Origin of the sequence: Candidatus Leptofilum sp. (assembly GCF_965223285.1) — a bacterium.
GTDB lineage: Bacteria > Chloroflexota > Anaerolineae > Promineifilales > Promineifilaceae > Leptofilum.
In genome coordinates, this window is sequence record NZ_OZ244997.1 from 742,888 (window position 1) to 759,210 (window position 16,323).

The window sequence follows — 16,323 nt, forward strand, 5'->3', positions numbered from 1 at the left end:
TTTTGTGAAGATTGGCACGGCAGTAGACGGCCGTATCTAACTTAAGCTATCGTAATTGTATGCAGAGCAGAGAAAAAGTACCAAAATTCGGATTTTTATCAGGCAAGGCGCAAAGTCGATCCAGATGCAGCTTTGTGTCTTTGTGTGAGATTACGAAGCGGTGGCCGTGCTGTCTGGCTTGTCCTGGTTTGAGGGCAAGGTGGGAGTAGGAACGGCCGTTTGTGCTGTCTTCATCTTCGTAAACGGCATGAACTCATCGGAGAATGGGTCTTGATCAGTCAGCTTGCAATAAATATACATCCAAATGAGCCTGATACTCGCCAACACCGGAGCCGCCAGCAAAACACCCAAAATGCCCGCCACGCTGGCACCACCCAACACCCCCAGCAATACCGCCAGCGGATGCAGCTTTAGATGATGCCCAATAATGCGCGGAACTAGATAATAATTTTCAAACTGATAAATAAACCCATAAATACCCAACACCAGCATGGCAAACCAAAACGGCGACATCAAACTGCCCAGCCAACTGGCATCCGTCTGAATAGCAGCAATCAAAACCGCCGGAATGGCTGCCAAAATTGGGCCAAACGTCGGGATCAACTCCATAAAGCCAGCAATCAATGCCAACGTCATCGCATTAGGCAGTCCAATAATGAGCGCAATGACAAAAATGATGATGCCCACCACCACACAAAGCACCAACTGGCCCCGCAAGAAAGCATTCCAGGTGATGCTAATACCTTCACTTAATTGGTACAAATCATCCTGGTATGATTTTGGTGCCAATTTTACAATCGACTCAAATAGCGTTTCATGATCTTTTACCAGATAAAACGACAGGAAAAGCACCATAATTGTCCAGCCAACGGTTGAAATCGTTGCCGTAGCCAAACTGCCGAAAATACTGATCGTTTGCCCCCCCAGCGTTTGCACTAATTGAACCAAATTGCTGCTCAGCGAAGCAAAAAGCTGATCCAGCGAGAGTTGATCAACAGGTAGCACAATATCATCAGCCAGGATAATTGGGTCTTGAAAGAACTCACCAATATCACGAATGTACTGCGGCGTGCGATGGATAAAGTTGTTCACCTGAGTCACTAGCGGGGTAATAGTGCTAACCGGGATTGAAACCAAAGCAGCCACGAGCAATAGGTAAACCAGCCCGATTGAAAGCGTGCGGTTAAGCGGCGTGAAGCGCGTAATTTGGGTAACCAGCGGCTCAATCAGGTAAGCCAGGATCATCGCCATGCTGAGCGGCAGCAATAGCAGGCGAAAACGATACAATGCCAATGACAGCAGTACAAACAGGATTAGCAAGACAAGCCGCTTGTTGTGAGGACTCCAGTGAGGGGAACTGGAACGAACATTACGTTTCATGGTTGTTACACCGATTCCTGTACAAAAATCAATTTTGACGACAGTAGGGCAAGACGTGGACACACCCTAATATCCCTATTGTACTGGAAAAAACCTGTCATTGAGAATGACGTTTCCATAAGAAAATGCAAAACGCCCAGGCCATAAACGTCTGGGCGTTTGCGATGTTACGTCGTTACTTTAATTGCTTGGCTGGATGGTTAACGACGGCCTCGGCCACCACCACGATTATCGCGACCGCGACCACCGCCGCGGTTGCCACCACCGCGATTTCCGCCGCCGCCAGAACGCTTTGGTTTGTCATCGGCGCGGGCTTCTTCTAGCGTAAAGCCTTCTAAAACAGCCTTGCGAGACAGACGAACTTTGCCATCTGGCGTCACGTCGGTCACCATGACCATAACTTCATCCCCAAGTTGCAGAGCATCTTCCACGCGCTTGATATGCTCAGCCGAGATTTGGGAAATATGCACCAAACCGTCGGTGCCGGGCAAGAACTCGATGAATGCGCCAAAGTCGGTTATGCGAACAACTTTACCGGGGTAAATGTTGCCAGGTTCTGGCGATTTAGTCATGCCGTCGATTTGTTGTACAGCCATTTCAGCTTTGGGGCCGTCTACACCTGCCACAAAGATAGTGCCATCCTCTTGAATGTCGATGGAAACTTCGTATGTTTCTTCAAGGCTGCGAATGGTTGCGCCGCCCTTGCCGATAACTGCACCAATCTTGTCAGGATCGATTTTGATAAAGAGCATCCGGGGAGCGTTTGCGCTGAGCTCAGAACGAGGTTCAGAAATCGTTTCCAGCATGTTGGCCAGGATGTGCAGCCGACCCGCTTTGGCTTGCTCCAGAGCTTGGGCCATTAGCTCTTTGGTGATGCCCGCTATCTTGATGTCCATCTGTAGGGCAGTGATCCCTTCGGCCGTTCCGGCAACTTTGAAGTCCATATCGCCCAGGTGGTCTTCCATCCCCTGAATGTCCGTGAGAACAGCGAATTTTTCCCCGTCGGTCACCAAACCCATCGCCACACCAGCAACCGGGCGTTTAATCGGAACGCCGCAGTCCATGAGTGCCAATGTGGAAGCGCAAACGCTGGCCTGGCTAGTGCTGCCGTTAGAGGAAAGCACTTCGGACACGACGCGAATTGTGTAAGGGAATTCTTCCTCGCTGGGAATCATCGGGCGCAAGGCGGTTTCGGCCAGTGCGCCGTGACCAATCTCCCGCCGTTTGGGGCCGCGCAGGAACCAGGTTTCTCCAGTGGAGAAGGGAGGGAAGTTGTAATGGTGCATGTAGCGGCGGGTTTCGTCGCTGGTAAGCCCTTCAATTTTTTGGGCTTCACGGGGGGTGCCGAGGGTGGCCAGAGAAAGCACCTGCGTTTCGCCGCGCTTGAACAGGCCAGAGCCGTGGGTGCGGGGGACAAGGCTAATTTCTGAGGATAGCTCACGAACAGTGGTGTAATCACGGCCGTCTGGGCGAATGCCTTCGTACAGGATGCGGTCACGTACGGCTTTCTTTTGCACACCGGTGATCACTTCTCGTACCTCGCTGAGATCGGTGGTTTCGTCGATCTCGAAGAAGTCATTGACGATCTCTTCGCGCAGGTCGCCCATTTGCTCATTGCGCTCGTATCGATCGGTGGTGCCAGCGACAATATCGGTAATGCGAGAACCGATTTTGGCTTTTACGGCCGTTTCTAACGCCTCATCTACGGAGCTAAGGACGATCTCATCTTTTTCCTTGCCAATTGCGTCACGCATTTCGTCCACCATGGCAATGAACGGCTGCATGGCGGCATGGCCAAACGCCAACGCTTCCACCAGGGTCTCTTCTGTTACCTCATCGGCACCGGCCTCAACCATGATGATGGCATCTTTGGTGCCCGCTAGGCGCAGGTCCAGGCTGCTATTTTCCATCTCTGGCACGGTGGGGTTGGCCACAAATTCGCCGTCGATCAAGCCCACGCGGACGGCCCCAATTGGCCCCGCCCAGGGGATGTTGGAGATGTGCAATGCGGCACTAGCAGCATTAACGGCCAAAATATCCAGATGATGCACACCGTCAGCAGAGAGCGTGCTGGTGATGATTTGCACCTCGTTGCGCATACCCTTGGGGAACAACGGCCGTAACGGACGATCCGTTAACCGAGACACCAAAACCGCATCCGTTGTGGGGCGACCCTCACGCTTGAAGTAGCCACCCGGAATACGGCCGCCAGCATACATCTTCTCTTCAAAATCAACGCTTAAGGGGAAGAAATCCAGCCCTTCGCGTACAGTTTTGGACATCGTAGCTGTGGAAAGCAGCATACAATCTCCCGCGCGAATGGTGATAGCACCACCTGCTTGCCCAGCGAGCTTGCCTGTGGCAATTGTGATTTCTTCATTGCCAATGCGAGCTGAAAAAGTTTGTTCTGTACTCATTGATAAACCTCCATAAAGGTTAAAAGCAAACACAATGGCAGTTTTCGGTAATCAGTGAACAGTAATCAGAAAAATTGCCTTTACTGATTACTGAATACAGATTTACTGTTTACTGTCTCGTGTTAGCTATAAAGTTGGAGGGGATGGATTAGGGACTGGGGATTGGCACATACACCGGACGATTGACCGTATGTAACAATACCCAATTCCTAAACTGCCAAATCCGCTCCAGAAATATAAAATAAAGGGGTGACAACCGCGTCACCCCTTCTTTGAAACCTTTTTAATTAACGACGCAGACCCAATCGGCCCAAAATCTCACGGTACCGTTCTGGGTGACGTTTGCGCAAATAGGCCAGCAAGCGGCGACGCTTACCAACCAGTTTTAGCAGCCCCCGGCGGGAACTTTCGTCATGCTTGTGATTGCGCAGATGCTCTTGTAACTGCTTGATGCGACGATCAAAAATCGCAATTTGCACTTCAGCGGAGCCGGTGTCGCCCTCACTTCGAGCAAAATCGGTAATCAATTCGGCTTTTTCTGTACCATCTAGTGGCATAAGGTTGAACCTCCAAAAATAACTGATTTAGCCTGTAGGCCGCCGTGCCGATGTCGTCGCACCTCCAAGCCATCGGAGATTATAGCCCAAACAATGCAGTTTACAAATTTAGCGACGGTAAAAATTGGGGTGGCTGGCGTACTTGCGTTGCTTGCTCAAAGGCATATGCAAGGCGCAGCAGCGTTGGCTCTTGCCACGCGCCACCAATGAATGAGATACCGACCGGTAGCCCAAATACGTATCCTGCTGGCACTGTGATGTTGGGGTAACCAGAAACGGCCGCAGGTGAGGAGCTTGCCCCACCATAATTGTCTCCATTTACCCAATCTGTAAGCCAGGCGGGACCCCCTGTGGGGGCAACAATTGCGTCTAGCTGATGTGCCTTGAGCGTGGCATCAATCCCTTCATCCCGCGCCAGGCGATGATTATTGGCTAATGCTTCCCGGTAGGCTTCGTCGCTGAGCTCACCCTTGGCTTGGGCAGCTTCAAACAGTTCTTGACCAAAATAAGGCAAGATGGTTTCAAAGTTGGCCTGATTGAAAGCGATGAGATCGGCCAATGTGCGCTGTGGCACTGTGTCTGGCGTTGTAGCTAAATAGGCGTTGAGATCATGCTTGAATTCATACAGCAATACTTCAAATTCGGAATCATTGAATTGCCCTTTGGTTTCGATATTTGCCGGGTCGATGACGATGGTTCCTTGCTGACGCATTGTTTCGATGGCCTTTTCGATGACGGCATCTACGTAAGGATTGTGACCAAAAAAGTTACGCGAAACGCCGATTCTGGCTCCTTTTAGGCCATCTTTGTCCAGAAACTGCGTGTAGTCAGTGTGGCTGTGGCGGCTGCTGGCTGCCGTGGCGGGGTCGCGGGGGTCTGTGCCGGTTAGAGTGCCCAATAAGACGGCCGCATCCCACACAGTTCTTGCCATCGGGCCAGCCGTATCCTGGCTGTGAGAGATGGGGACGATGCCAGAACGGCCGATCAGCCCTACAGTTGGTTTTACACCGACGATACCATTGGCGTGGGAAGGGCACACAATCGAGCCATCGGTTTCCGTGCCGATGGCGGCGGCGCACAGGTTTGCAGCGACGGCTACGCCAGAACCAGAGCTGCTGCCGCAAGGGTTGCGGTCTAAAGCGTATGGATTCCGCACCTGGCCGCCAGCACTGCTCCAGCCGCTGCTAGAACGAGATGATCGGAAGTTGGCCCATTCGCTCAGATTGGTTTTGCCCAGAATGATAGCACCAGCAGCGCGAAGCCTTTCAGCGACGAAACTGTCCTGAACCGCAAAGTTTTGGGCCAATGCCAACGATCCGGCGGTAGTCGGCAGCGGATCAACAGACTCAATATTGTCTTTAAGCAGAATGGGAATGCCGTGTAGCGCACTTCGTGGGCCATTGGCCTGTCGTTCGGCATCCAGTGACTCGGCGATGGCCAGAGCTTCTGGGTTGATAGCCAGAACGCTGTTGAGGCTGGGGCTATCTTGGTCAATTTGCTGAATGCGATCCAGGTAAAATTGCACGATTTCTTGGGCACGCATCGTGCCGCTGCTCATCATTTCTTGTAACTGGCGAATGCTCCACTCTTCCATCGGGATTTCCTTTTTTTGCCACAGAGTTTACAGAGGTTTAAGAGATTTTCTCTCTTTCCTCTGTGTCCTCTGTGGCTAAATGAAACTGTTCGTATTCGTTTTCGCTGGGGAGACCCCAGACGGCCCAGAAGGTGCCGGTTTTGGGCTGCATGATGGCTGCGCCGCACGACTCCACGTGGAACGGTGGCTGGGCGCGGACGCAGATGGCTTGGGGGTCGCGGGTGAGGGCGATAAGATGCTGGATGGTTAACGGCCGTTTCCTCAAAAGGTCCCCCGCTCTATCCAATCTAGCTTCAGAACTAACCTGCGCCTCTGGTGGGCGTTCTTGAGCAAACTGTTTTGTTTGTGGCAGCAGACAATGGTTGGTGTGGATGAGCGGCTCCTCTGCCAGTGGGGTGACGACATGATGGCTAGACATCGCCTCAACATTGTAGCCACGGCCGTTTCCATCAAAAAGTAAATAATTATGCGCCCCAGCCAGCTTCGCTTCGGTGATGCAGGCAAGCGCGTCCTCAATGTTTTTTTGCTGGAGAATTTTGCGCACCACAAATGGCCAGGTGATCCCGATTTGCCCATCTGCCCCCAGCAGATTGTTGATGCCAACGCAGATGCCGTGTTCATTCATCCCAATTTGCCCGATGCAACCCGTGGTTGTGAAAACAAGGCTGCGTGGCGCACCGTTTGGCTGCACGTCTAGCAAGATGACGTATTGGGTGGCGGTGTCATGCATATCCCACGTTTGGCCAAAAAAGCCTGCGCCATTGGCCGCGCTGTCTGGCACAATGAAGGCGGTGCAATCATCTACGGGCGGGCGGGCTGCCTTTTGCCGAGTGACGCTGTAAACAGTATCTACGAAATCGGTGAAGCCACTCACGATGAGCATTGCTGCCAGAGGAAGTTCAGTAGCGGCGGCGATACCTTGCATCTCTTCGAATAGCTCGGGAGCGTATGCTTCGTGGGCAGGTAAGCACGCTTCGGCAATGGCTAGCACCTCTTCGCGGGGAAGGGGGCCGCCGCTCCAAAGGCCATCGCAGACGAGCTGGACACGTTCTTTGGTGTAGTGGCGGATTTCATTGGGGTAGGAACGGCCGTGTGCAAACCCAACCTCATACGGCGTGCCGCTTGCTTTCAGGACGCGGATTTTTTTCTTCATCGGCTGTTCTCCATTTGGATCGTTTGTGACGGGTGTTCTAACGAAAATTATACGATTTTGCTCTGAGCAATATGTTAATATTTCTCTCGGATATTCGATTTAGCAACATCTGACCCAAAAATAAGCTGTGAAACACGCACTTTTTTTCTGTGTTGAATTGAGCAAACTTTTTTAAAAAAATTTATCCACCTGTCACTCCCGCGTAGGCGGGAGTCCACTGGATTCCCGCCTGCGCGGGAATGACAAGCGTTACTCGTTCATTTGCTCAAACGGCAGCTTTATTTTGTGGGCAACTGTAAAGGATACTCACACAATGCGATGGATGTTACACGGCAAAATTCATAAAGCAACTGTTACGCAAGCAGATGTGAATTATGTCGGCAGTATTACGATTGATAAAGAACTGGTTGATCTGGTTGGCTTTCGCCCCGGCGAGAAAGTATTGGTGGTGAGCAACACCTCTGGTTCTCGACTGGAAACCTACATCATTGAAGGCGAACCTGGCTCTGGCGATATTTTCATGAACGGCGCGGCGGCGCACCTCATCAAAAAGGGAGAAGAAATCATCATCATTGGCTTTGAGCTAACGGATGAATTGATCGAACCGACCAATATTTTGGTTGATGAGAACAACAAATTTGTGAAATATTTGTAGCAGCAAACGGCGAAAACGGGAAAGTAGTTTGAATTAAGAAAACGATGATTCTCCCGTTTTCCCTGAGTAAATCACTGTTTTGCGGCTCATCTTACATCAAATTTCTTTTTGTGATTTACAACTTTTCCCCGGAAACCTTCATGATTCCGGGGAAATTGATCAGCTCATGATGATTTGGTTTAATGTTTTGATGCTCTGTAAATCTTTGGTGCGTGGAGGTCGTTCCGTACCCCTTTGATAGCCTGCTTTTTCTTCCAGCAACTGCTCTGGCGAAAGGACATGACAAAACAAACCATCAAGTTCCTGTGGTGGCAATGACAACGCGCCAGACAGCCACACCCATTCGGGGATGCCTTCCACGAACAGTTCATCTCCATTTTGCGAAATAAAGACAACGCTTATTTCCTGCCCATATTTTGTAAAATCGTATTGAACGCCTGTGTCGCGCATAAATGTAAAGTCTGCTTGCCCAAAAAAGCCACATAATTGCACGGCATGACGTTTCCAGACAACTAAATCAATATCGCTGTGCTCGCGGGTAATGCGGCTCAAAAGAAAGTCAACTGCCCAGCCACCGCGCAGCCAAAATGGAATGCCAGCCGGATGAAGCACGTTCTGAATTTGCGAGATTAAATCGAATTGAATCTTTGTGTTTTTCATAGTTCATATTTGCGAGTAAGCAAGTTAATTCAAGAGAGACAAAGCTTTTTCTACTTCTTGTTTTAGTTCGGTAAACCATTTTGGTAAGTTATCAACTTCAATGTAAATGTGTGAGTGAATTAACTCGACTAGCAACACAAGTAATTTAGCTGTTAGTATGCCTGTATCAAAATCGATCCTGTAAAGTAACCGGAGCTTATCATAACCGCCGAATTTTTCTGGAGCAGAGAATGGCGAGGGATGAACTAAAGAGTCTCTGAAGGGTTTAATAATATCCAAGAAAGCGTTTAGCATTTCATTATTTTCTTGGACATCCCATAACTCTTTTTCGGCAATAATGCGTGGATATTTTTCTAGCTTTTTCCGAATTGAAACCGAATAAGTATCTTTAAGTAGTTTCTTCTTTCGATTTGAAAAGTTAGAAATGTCGTGCGAGTTTATGTGATCCCAAGCCAGTCCATTGAGATATGCTTCCATCAAGTTGAAAGAATATAAAACGGCGGAGTGTGCACCAAAGATTTTTTGGCGCATAAAAATGGCGATTTGTTCTTTGTTTTTTTCTAACTCTCGATGTTTAGACTTCCTATATTTTTCTAACTCTTCTTGCGCCTGAACAATAAACTGTAAAGCGAACACTAAATTTTTCGAAAGCTCATCTTCTGGGAATTTGAATTTTAGACCCCATACAGAGGGTTTTAGTAAACATAAAATTGTGAGCGTTTACCGCTAACAATTAATTGTCCACCCCTTAACATTATAGGGAAAACGCTACAAAACATAAAATTGTAAGCGTTTGTTCGTTCCCACCTGTTTTTTGCTGAAATGGAGTCCCTTTTGTTTTAGACTGATTTTGTCCGAATCGATCTATCACAAAAGGAGACTCCTATGTCTATTATATCTTTGCCCCATTGGTTTTCGCGATTCCAAGCGTCAAAATCGCTTGCCAAACAGTCGCGACTTATCCTACAGTCGCCTGGGTTATCCCATTGGACCACACAACCACCCTCCCACTTGCCGCCGTTCGTCCGCCATTGCCCCACAACAATGAAATATCTGAAGCTTTTGGCCCCACTGGCCTGGGCTGACATTCCTTGGCGGCCAATGCCTGGTCCCCGTACGGGTCCTTATCCCGCTTCGCCCCTCCCTTACATTGCTGCGTTTCTGGTTCGGCTTGACCAGCAGCATCGCAGTATGGGACAACTCCGTCAATATTTGGTCGAGCATCCGGCTTTGACCTGGCTGTTGGGGTTTCCCTTACAACAAGATTCACAAGCTCCGCATGGGTTTGAGGTGGCCGCAGCCCTACCGTCCCCCGCTCATTTCAGTTATGTGCTGCGCCATCTGGCCAACCCCCTGCTGCGATTCTTGCTCAACGATACGGTGCAATTGCTGCGGCTGGCCTTGCCGACTGGTAGCAACTTTGGTCAGGTTGTTTCTCTAGATACCAAACATATCCTTGCTTTTGTCAAAGAGAATAATCCCAAAGCCTACATTAAAGAAGGACGCTGTGACAAAGACCGCCAGCCAGTTGGCGACCCAGATTGTAAATATGGCTGCAAACGACGCCGCAACCGGGCTCCGGAGCAGACGACGCCTACCAAAGACGGCCATCCTGCACCAGGATTAGGTGTGGGTAAAGATGAATTTTACTGGGGCTATGCCTCTGGGGTCGTGGCCACCAAGGTGCCGGGCTGGGGTGAATTTGTCTTGGCTGAAATGACCGACACCTTTGACCATGCTGATATTCACTATTTCTTTCCCCTGATGGCCATTGTCGAAGAACGGTTAGGCTTTCGCCCGCCTTACGGCACTGCTGATGCGGCTTATGATGCCTGGTATGTCTATGATTATTTTCACTCGGCTGGTGGCTTGGCCGCTGTGCCTTACGTTGACCGCACCAAGGGGCGGACCTATTCCTTTGATGAGGCTGGCTTGCCTTTTTGTGCAGCGGGGCTGCCCATGCCTGTCAAGAGTAGCTTCATGAATCGCTCCAGCCGCGTGCCTCATCAACGCGCGCGACATGCCTGTCCGCTTTTTTTCCCCGCTCAGGTGGCACAGCAATGCCCGGTAAACCACAAAAACTGGAAAAAAGGGGGCTGCATTTCTACCCTACCGACCAGTATGGGTGCCCGGGTTCGTTACCAGCTTGACCGAGAAGGGCCGGAATACAAAGCGATTTACAAGCAGCGTACAGCCGTAGAACGTATCTTTTCGCAAGCGGTCGCCCTGGGCATCGAACGTCCCAAACTGCGTAACCAACAGTCGATCACCAATCTGAACAGCTTGATTTACATTCTCATTAACTTGCGGGCGCTGCAACGTGTCTACCAAAAGAAGGCAAATGGTGGCTAAGTTCGCATTCGCCAAACAACCTTAAAAAATTGAACAATTGAAGATTCGATTCGGATGGCGGGGGAGCCATCTGCTTGTTTCAATCCCTTCCTACGTTTTTCCCCTGTGATGGTTCCAACGCTCATTATTCAGTAGACATTATGTTTACTAAAACCCTCCATACTAGTTTGACAATGTTAAATTAGGCTCGTGAGAGCCAATATCAGTAAAATTTGAAAATGGAAAAGAAAAAACTTCACGGTTAGCCCAGTGGGGGCTAAATGAAGCAGCTATCGATAAATTGGGTGAGCGGCTTGACCAGTATCATGAACGTTATCGTTATTGGATGAAAACCAAGACACGCGATACCAGTGAATATGGCTATCATTACCTGAGTGGCTTGTTACGAATGGAGAGCAACCGGCATATCAGCGGGATTGCCCGTGTAGCGGGAATCCCCGAACAAAATCTGCAACAATTCATCGCCGATTCACCTTGGGCCGGGAACGATTTGATCGCCGTCCTGCAACAAGATATCAGCAGTTTGCCCCACTACCAGCAAGGCAGTGTCCTCATTGCTGATGAAAGTGCAGAGGAGAAGGCCGGTGATGGCAGCGCCGGCAGCAGTCGGCAGCACAATGGTCGCCTGGGAAAAGTTGACATGAGTCAGGTGGGTGTGTTTTTGGCCTTGGCCAAAGATGGCTACCGCACCTGGATTGATGGCGAACTGTACTTGCCAGAAAAATGGTTCACCCCGGCCTATGCGCGGCGACGCAACAAGCTAGCCATCCCCGCTGACCGGGAATTTCAGACCAAGATCGAACTGGTACTGGTCATGGTCAAGCGGGTCCTGGCCAATGGCGTCGCCTTTGACGCCTTTGACTGCGACAGCTTGTATGGCCGCAGCCACTGGTTGCGGGCTGAATTAGACCAGCTGTCCATCCAATACTTTGCCGATATTCCCTGCAACTTGTCGCTTTATCTGGAGAAACCTCAGGTCATCCGGGAACCAAAGCGCAAGCATGTCCAAATTACTGTGTTAGGCAGTCAGACCACACCTGAACAACTGGCATCGGCGTTCTCATTCACCGCCATCACCCTTCGTCCACATGAACGGGGCCATCTCACTGCCCAATTTGCCCGGCAACGGGTGTGGACCGTCAGTGAAGAGGGAAGTTGCCGCCAGGAATGGCTGCTGATCCGCCGCGCCAACGGTAAAGTTACTTATTCACTGAGCAATGCCCCGGCTGATATTCCTCTGGAGACAATGGCCCGGCACAAGTCGCATCGCTACTTCATCGAACGGGCCCATCAGGACGCCAAATCGGAGTTGGGGTGGGATGAATTTCAGGCCCAGAAGTACCCTGCCTGGGTTCACCATCTCGCCTTGACCATCATGGCCAGTGCCTTCATCACCGAAACCTTGCTCGAGTGGACGGAGGCATATCCTCGTGACCCGGCTTTGTTGGCTGCCTACGAAACGGATACTTTGCCCAATTTATCGATTGTTAACGTTCGTACCTTGCTACGAGCCGCGTTGCCGTTGCCGCAGTTGTCGTCACGCCAGGCGGCTGAATTGGTTGTCAAACACTTGGATAATCGTACTCGCTCACGAAAGTCACGGCTTAGAAAGGCTCGTGGCCCGTGAATCTAACATTGTCAAACTAGCTACATATCACTTTGAACATTAAAAAAAGAAGGTTGGGCATCAACTCCGATAAAATTGTTTTGACGAACAAACATATCAAGGAGTAAATGATGCCAAACAACCTTCAAACCTATCATAAAACGTTGACCCAACTTTGCCAATGGTTGCCAAAAGAACGGATAACGCGATTGCGAAATATGGCGTTGCTGATGTTGGGCTTGCAGTTGAGTGGGGCAGTCAACCTGCCTCTGGTGGTGCGGAAATGGCCGTTGCCGGGAAAAATACCAAGCCTGACCAACCGCTTGCGCCGCTTTTTGAATAATAAGCATCTCCATGTTCGAGATTGGTATCATCCATTGGCGCAACAGTTGGTACGCTCCTTTGCTGGACGAGACATTCGCTTGGTGATTGATTGCACGAAAGTTGGCTTTCATTTTCGGATGATGATGATTGGCATGGCCTACAAAAAACGAACACTGCCCCTGGTTTGGAGTATCCACAAAGGCCGAAAAGGGCATGTTGGTCTTGAGGAGCAGTTGAAGTTGTTCAAGTATGTCCAAACGCTGCTGCCAGCCAGAGCGCAGGTGTGGGTCATGGGAGATGCTGGCTTTGAATCGATTCACCTGGCTAACTGGTTGCGTCGTCAAGGTTGGTCGTTTGTCATTCGACAAAACGGCCGTACCCAAGTGCGTTGGCAAGGACAGCCATGGGTGAAGTTGAGTCAATTGCCAATAGAAGAAGGCGAAACCCGCGCTATTGGCTGGGTGCGCGTCACCGCCAGCTATGATGTAGGCTGGTATTTCTTGGTTTTGCACTGGGAGCAAGGCGAAGAAGACTCTTGGTATCTTCTTAGCAACCACCCTTCTGTCGGCCAACTGATTCGTTATTACAAAATGCGGATGTGGATTGAAGAAATGTATGGTGACATGAAAGGTCATGGGTTTGATTTGGAAGCAACTCATCTTAATGATTGCGACCGCATTTCTCGCTTGGTTTTGGCCGTTTGTTTGACCTTTGTTTGGGTCATCACTTTGGGCAGTTGGGTTGTGAAACGCGGGTTTCGTCATTTGCTTGACCATAAGAGTCGTCGGGACAAAAGTTATTTTCGTTTGGGCTGGGACTGGATTGAGCGTTGTTTACGCTTGGATCTCCCTGTTCCCATCCATTTTGTCCCCTATTTTTGAAAGTGATATGTAGCTAGGACCCCATAAAGAAATACTAACCGTTAAATGGGCAGGGTTGCCTTTCAAAACTTTACGATTAACACGAGCATAATTTTTTTCAAATTCCTTCAATGGAATTTCAAGCCCTCGAAACGCTTTGATGTCTTCGTAAAGCAAAGAAAGTTTGCTCTTGGTCATGCCTCGGAAGTTTCTTGAACAAAAGCCCTTTATCTCCGGCGAAAGCCTTCTTTTTACATCAGTTTTTCCAGATTTAAGCTGACGACGGGGTAGATTTTCTAAATCTAAAACATCAGCCTTGAGAAATTCTTGCCAAGTATTGAATTGACCAAGCATCAAACGGCCAACGGACGCTGCTCGGTTGGCTTGGCGGATCATTTTAGCTTCTCTTTCTCGTCCAGATAATCTTGGCATTTCAAATCCCTAAAGCAGGCAACCCACTTTTTACCTTTCACCTGCCCACTTGTCACTGCAAACCCGCCTACTTCTTCAAATCCCCCAAAATCTGCATTGCCGCGAGCTTGCCCGGTGCGCCCATGACGCAGCCGCCGGGGTGGGTGCCAGAGCCGCATTGGTAGTATCCTTTAATTGGCGTACGATACTGGTTCCAGCCGGGGGCGGGGCGGAAAAAGTACATTTGCGGCCCCATAAACTCCCCAGCAAAGATATTGCCCTCGCTCAGTCCTACCGTGCGCTCGATGTCCAGCGGCGTCACCACCTCGCGGTGCAAAACGAGGTCACTGAAATTGGGAAACACCTCGGTGAGCGTTTCCTGCACTATGTCGCCAAAATTTTCCCGCTCGGTGTCCCAATCCCCACCTTTGAGCTTGTACGGCGTGTACTGCACAAAGCAGGACATGATGTGTTTGCCAGGTGGGGCCATGTCCGGGTCAATGGTGGATTGGATGCAGCAGTCTATGTAAGGTCTTCGGCTAAACCAACCATATTTCGCATCATCAAACGCCCGCTCAATGTAATCCATTGTCGGGCCGATGTTCATGAAGCCACGGAAAATATCGGTGCGGCCGGGCAGGGTTGGGTACTCTGGCAAGCTATCCAGCGCAAAGTTTACCTTGGAGGAGACGCCCTGATATTTGAAATTTTCAATCGTTTCCACGAGATCGGTAGGCAGTTGACGTGGCTCAACCAGCTTGAGGAAGGTGTGGCGCGGGTCTAACGCGCTGATGATCGTGTTGGCGTACAGTTCATCCCCATTTTGTAGGGTAACGCCAATCGCCTCGCCATTTTTGGTGATGACTTCGCTCACGCCAGCGTCGAGGCGAATTTCGCAGCCAAGTGATTGTGCGGCGCGGGCCACAGCCTGGGTGAAGCCGCCGTTGCCCCCTTTGTGGAAGCCCCAATCCCCTATGCTGCCGTCAAAATCGCCCAGCTTGTGGTACAGCAGCACCAACCCCGATCCCTGTGAGCGCGGACCCACTTTGGTGCCAATCAGCCCACTGGAGCAGAAGGCCGCTTTGAGGACGTCGGTTTCAAAGTAGTCGTCCAGCAGGTCGGCGGCGCTGCCGGTGAGAAGGCGAGTAAGCATATGCAGCACTTTGGGACTTTGCTGGCCTAGATGTGCGCCCACAGCGGCCAATCGCGCCAACTCTTCCGGTTTACTGCTGGTGATGTCGGGCGGAATGTTGTCTACCAGCGGCTTTACCGCTTGCACTACCTGTTTGATAATGTGCCAATAGTCGTGGTACGCCTCAGCGTCTTTGGCCGAATGGCGGGCAATTTCGTGATAATTTTGGTAGCTGTCAGGCCCCATTAGCAGGTAGTCGCCGTTTTCGGCGGGGGTGAAGGTGTTGGGCATGGGTAGGATCATCAGGCCATGCTTTACTAGCTCCAACTCTTGAATAATATCGGGGTGCAGCAGGCTGAGGGCGTAGGAGAAGGTGGTGAAGTGGAAGCCGGGGTGTAACTCTTCGGTGATGGCTGCGCCGCCGACGAGGTGACGTTTTTCTAGCACCAAAGTTTTTAGCCCCGCTTTGGCCAGGTACGCGCCATTCACCAGCCCATTGTGGCCGCCCCCGATAATGATCGCATCATATTTATTGCTCATGTTATTGCCTTGAATATCGTGATTTTTAGAGGATTGTATCTTGTCAAAATATGCTTATGAGGGTTTAAACAAGACGATCTCGACATCTTTTATGGGTGCGTAATGCTTGGCGTTGCCAGTTAATAAAGAGAGGCCGTAAGTAACGGCCGTGGCACCAATCAAAGCATCTGCAAGATGAATAGAGTGGCTCAGGTAATATTGCTCAACAAAAAACATCGCCTTGCTGGAAATTTCTTCATTGATGTAGATGATTTCTGTTTTCCAGGCACGTAAAGCGCGACGCAATGCCCGCAGCTCGTTCTTATTCCTCATCCCTTGCACCAATTCCATATAGGTCACAACAGATATGCTGAATCGAGGATAGGTTTCAATTGTTTCTTTGGCCTTTTCATTGCCGCGCATATACCAAACGATGACATCAGTATCAATCAGCATCAAACCGCCCCTTGCGGATATTGCGAATATACGCTGCTACATCTTCAGACTTTGAATCGTCTGCCCATATCCCAAACAATTCGTGCTCAATGGCAATTTCATCTTCAAAAGGAATTAACTTTGCTTGAGGTTTCCCCCGATAGGTAATGATCACCTCTTCTCCCCTGGAAACCGTATCTAATAGTTCTTTGACGTTAAACCTCAAATCTTTTGCTGTGGCCTGCATAAAATCACCTCCAAAAGTTTA

The 16,323-nt window shown here is 50.1% G+C and carries 15 protein-coding genes; 4 read left to right on the forward strand and 11 right to left on the reverse strand.

Annotated features, from left to right (window positions below; genetic code table 11):
* Nucleotides 1–150: 150 nt before the first annotated feature.
* The 5 genes from ACOQPU_RS03775 to ACOQPU_RS03795 form a co-directional block, all read right to left on the reverse strand.
* A complete protein-coding gene (locus ACOQPU_RS03775) occupies nucleotides 151–1,380 on the reverse strand; it encodes an AI-2E family transporter (protein WP_420643798.1) in 1,230 nt (409 codons plus the stop codon).
* A gap of 200 nt (nucleotides 1,381–1,580) precedes the next feature.
* Nucleotides 1,581–3,797 carry a polyribonucleotide nucleotidyltransferase gene (locus tag ACOQPU_RS03780; protein ID WP_420643799.1) on the reverse strand — a complete coding sequence of 739 codons (2,217 nt, stop codon included), beginning with the start codon at nucleotides 3,795–3,797 and terminating at the stop codon, nucleotides 1,581–1,583.
* A 287-nt stretch (nucleotides 3,798–4,084) separates the two neighbouring features.
* On the reverse strand, nucleotides 4,085–4,354 hold the full coding sequence (gene rpsO, locus ACOQPU_RS03785; RefSeq protein WP_420643800.1) for a 30S ribosomal protein S15: 270 nt from the start codon (nucleotides 4,352–4,354) through the stop codon (nucleotides 4,085–4,087).
* A 100-nt stretch (nucleotides 4,355–4,454) separates the two neighbouring features.
* A complete protein-coding gene (locus ACOQPU_RS03790) occupies nucleotides 4,455–5,972 on the reverse strand; it encodes an amidase (protein WP_420645805.1) in 1,518 nt (505 codons plus the stop codon).
* Between the two features lie 13 nt (nucleotides 5,973–5,985).
* Entirely contained in the window at nucleotides 5,986–7,101 is a 1,116-nt protein-coding gene (locus ACOQPU_RS03795; protein ID WP_420643801.1) for a C45 family autoproteolytic acyltransferase/hydolase, read from the reverse strand.
* A gap of 313 nt (nucleotides 7,102–7,414) precedes the next feature.
* Between ACOQPU_RS03795 and panD the strand changes: the two genes are divergently transcribed.
* The gene (gene panD / locus ACOQPU_RS03800; protein WP_420643802.1) at nucleotides 7,415–7,756 is read left to right on the forward strand and encodes an aspartate 1-decarboxylase; all 342 of its coding nucleotides are present in this window, start codon (nucleotides 7,415–7,417) and stop codon (nucleotides 7,754–7,756) included.
* Nucleotides 7,757–7,915: 159 nt separating this feature from the next.
* Here panD and ACOQPU_RS03805 read toward each other — a convergent pair whose 3' ends face one another.
* Nucleotides 7,916–8,416 carry a nucleotidyltransferase domain-containing protein gene (locus ACOQPU_RS03805; protein ID WP_420643803.1) on the reverse strand — a complete coding sequence of 167 codons (501 nt, stop codon included), beginning with the start codon at nucleotides 8,414–8,416 and terminating at the stop codon, nucleotides 7,916–7,918.
* Nucleotides 8,417–8,440: 24 nt separating this feature from the next.
* A complete protein-coding gene (locus ACOQPU_RS03810) occupies nucleotides 8,441–9,052 on the reverse strand; it encodes a hypothetical protein (protein ID WP_420643804.1) in 612 nt (203 codons plus the stop codon).
* 465 nt (nucleotides 9,053–9,517) lie between these two features.
* Here ACOQPU_RS03810 and ACOQPU_RS03815 point away from each other — a divergent pair, with 465 nt between their 5' ends.
* The 3 genes from ACOQPU_RS03815 (at nucleotide 9,518) to ACOQPU_RS03825 (ending at nucleotide 13,579) form a co-directional block, all read left to right on the forward strand.
* Nucleotides 9,518–10,768 carry a hypothetical protein gene (locus tag ACOQPU_RS03815; RefSeq protein WP_420643805.1) on the forward strand — a complete coding sequence of 417 codons (1,251 nt, stop codon included), beginning with the start codon at nucleotides 9,518–9,520 and terminating at the stop codon, nucleotides 10,766–10,768.
* Nucleotides 10,769–11,093: 325 nt separating this feature from the next.
* A complete protein-coding gene (locus ACOQPU_RS03820; protein WP_420640693.1) occupies nucleotides 11,094–12,395 on the forward strand; it encodes an IS701 family transposase in 1,302 nt (433 codons plus the stop codon).
* Nucleotides 12,396–12,502: 107 nt separating this feature from the next.
* Nucleotides 12,503–13,579, forward strand: a complete 1,077-nt coding sequence (locus tag ACOQPU_RS03825) for an IS4 family transposase (RefSeq protein ID WP_420643806.1) — start codon at nucleotides 12,503–12,505, stop codon at nucleotides 13,577–13,579.
* On the opposite strand, the gene ACOQPU_RS03830 is transcribed toward ACOQPU_RS03825, so the two are convergent.
* The 4 genes from ACOQPU_RS03830 to ACOQPU_RS03845 form a co-directional block, all read right to left on the reverse strand.
* Nucleotides 13,532–13,990, reverse strand: a complete 459-nt coding sequence (locus ACOQPU_RS03830) for a hypothetical protein (RefSeq protein ID WP_420643807.1) — start codon at nucleotides 13,988–13,990, stop codon at nucleotides 13,532–13,534. The genes ACOQPU_RS03825 and ACOQPU_RS03830 overlap by 48 nt on opposite strands.
* Nucleotides 13,991–14,057: 67 nt before the next feature.
* A complete protein-coding gene (locus tag ACOQPU_RS03835; RefSeq protein ID WP_420643808.1) occupies nucleotides 14,058–15,641 on the reverse strand; it encodes a phytoene desaturase family protein in 1,584 nt (527 codons plus the stop codon).
* Between the two features lie 54 nt (nucleotides 15,642–15,695).
* Nucleotides 15,696–16,076 (reverse strand): type II toxin-antitoxin system VapC family toxin, encoded by a 381-nt coding sequence (locus tag ACOQPU_RS03840; protein WP_420643809.1) that lies wholly within the window; start codon nucleotides 16,074–16,076, stop codon nucleotides 15,696–15,698.
* The gene (locus ACOQPU_RS03845) at nucleotides 16,066–16,302 is read right to left on the reverse strand and encodes a type II toxin-antitoxin system Phd/YefM family antitoxin (RefSeq protein ID WP_420643810.1); all 237 of its coding nucleotides are present in this window, start codon (nucleotides 16,300–16,302) and stop codon (nucleotides 16,066–16,068) included. Before ACOQPU_RS03845 ends, ACOQPU_RS03840 begins: the two co-directional genes overlap by 11 nt.
* Nucleotides 16,303–16,323: the final 21 nt, after the last annotated feature.

Excerpts from the sequence above, each read along its gene's own strand:
- panD (WP_420643802.1), top strand. The coding sequence starts at position 7,415 with ATGCGATGGATGTTACACGGCAAAATTCATAAAGCAACTGTTACGCAA.
- ACOQPU_RS03820 (WP_420640693.1), top strand. The coding sequence starts at position 11,094 with ATGAAAACCAAGACACGCGATACCAGTGAATATGGCTATCATTACCTG.
- ACOQPU_RS03830 (WP_420643807.1), bottom strand. The coding sequence starts at position 13,990 with ATGCCAAGATTATCTGGACGAGAAAGAGAAGCTAAAATGATCCGCCAA.
- rpsO (WP_420643800.1), bottom strand. The coding sequence starts at position 4,354 with ATGCCACTAGATGGTACAGAAAAAGCCGAATTGATTACCGATTTTGCT.
- ACOQPU_RS03775 (WP_420643798.1), bottom strand. The coding sequence starts at position 1,380 with ATGAAACGTAATGTTCGTTCCAGTTCCCCTCACTGGAGTCCTCACAAC.
- ACOQPU_RS03780 (WP_420643799.1), bottom strand. The coding sequence starts at position 3,797 with ATGAGTACAGAACAAACTTTTTCAGCTCGCATTGGCAATGAAGAAATC.
- ACOQPU_RS03845 (WP_420643810.1), bottom strand. The coding sequence starts at position 16,302 with ATGCAGGCCACAGCAAAAGATTTGAGGTTTAACGTCAAAGAACTATTA.
- ACOQPU_RS03805 (WP_420643803.1), bottom strand. The coding sequence starts at position 8,416 with ATGAAAAACACAAAGATTCAATTCGATTTAATCTCGCAAATTCAGAAC.
- ACOQPU_RS03835 (WP_420643808.1), bottom strand. The coding sequence starts at position 15,641 with ATGAGCAATAAATATGATGCGATCATTATCGGGGGCGGCCACAATGGG.
- ACOQPU_RS03825 (WP_420643806.1), top strand. The coding sequence starts at position 12,503 with ATGATGCCAAACAACCTTCAAACCTATCATAAAACGTTGACCCAACTT.
- ACOQPU_RS03795 (WP_420643801.1), bottom strand. The coding sequence starts at position 7,101 with ATGAAGAAAAAAATCCGCGTCCTGAAAGCAAGCGGCACGCCGTATGAG.
- ACOQPU_RS03840 (WP_420643809.1), bottom strand. The coding sequence starts at position 16,076 with ATGCTGATTGATACTGATGTCATCGTTTGGTATATGCGCGGCAATGAA.
- ACOQPU_RS03815 (WP_420643805.1), top strand. The coding sequence starts at position 9,518 with ATGCCTGGTCCCCGTACGGGTCCTTATCCCGCTTCGCCCCTCCCTTAC.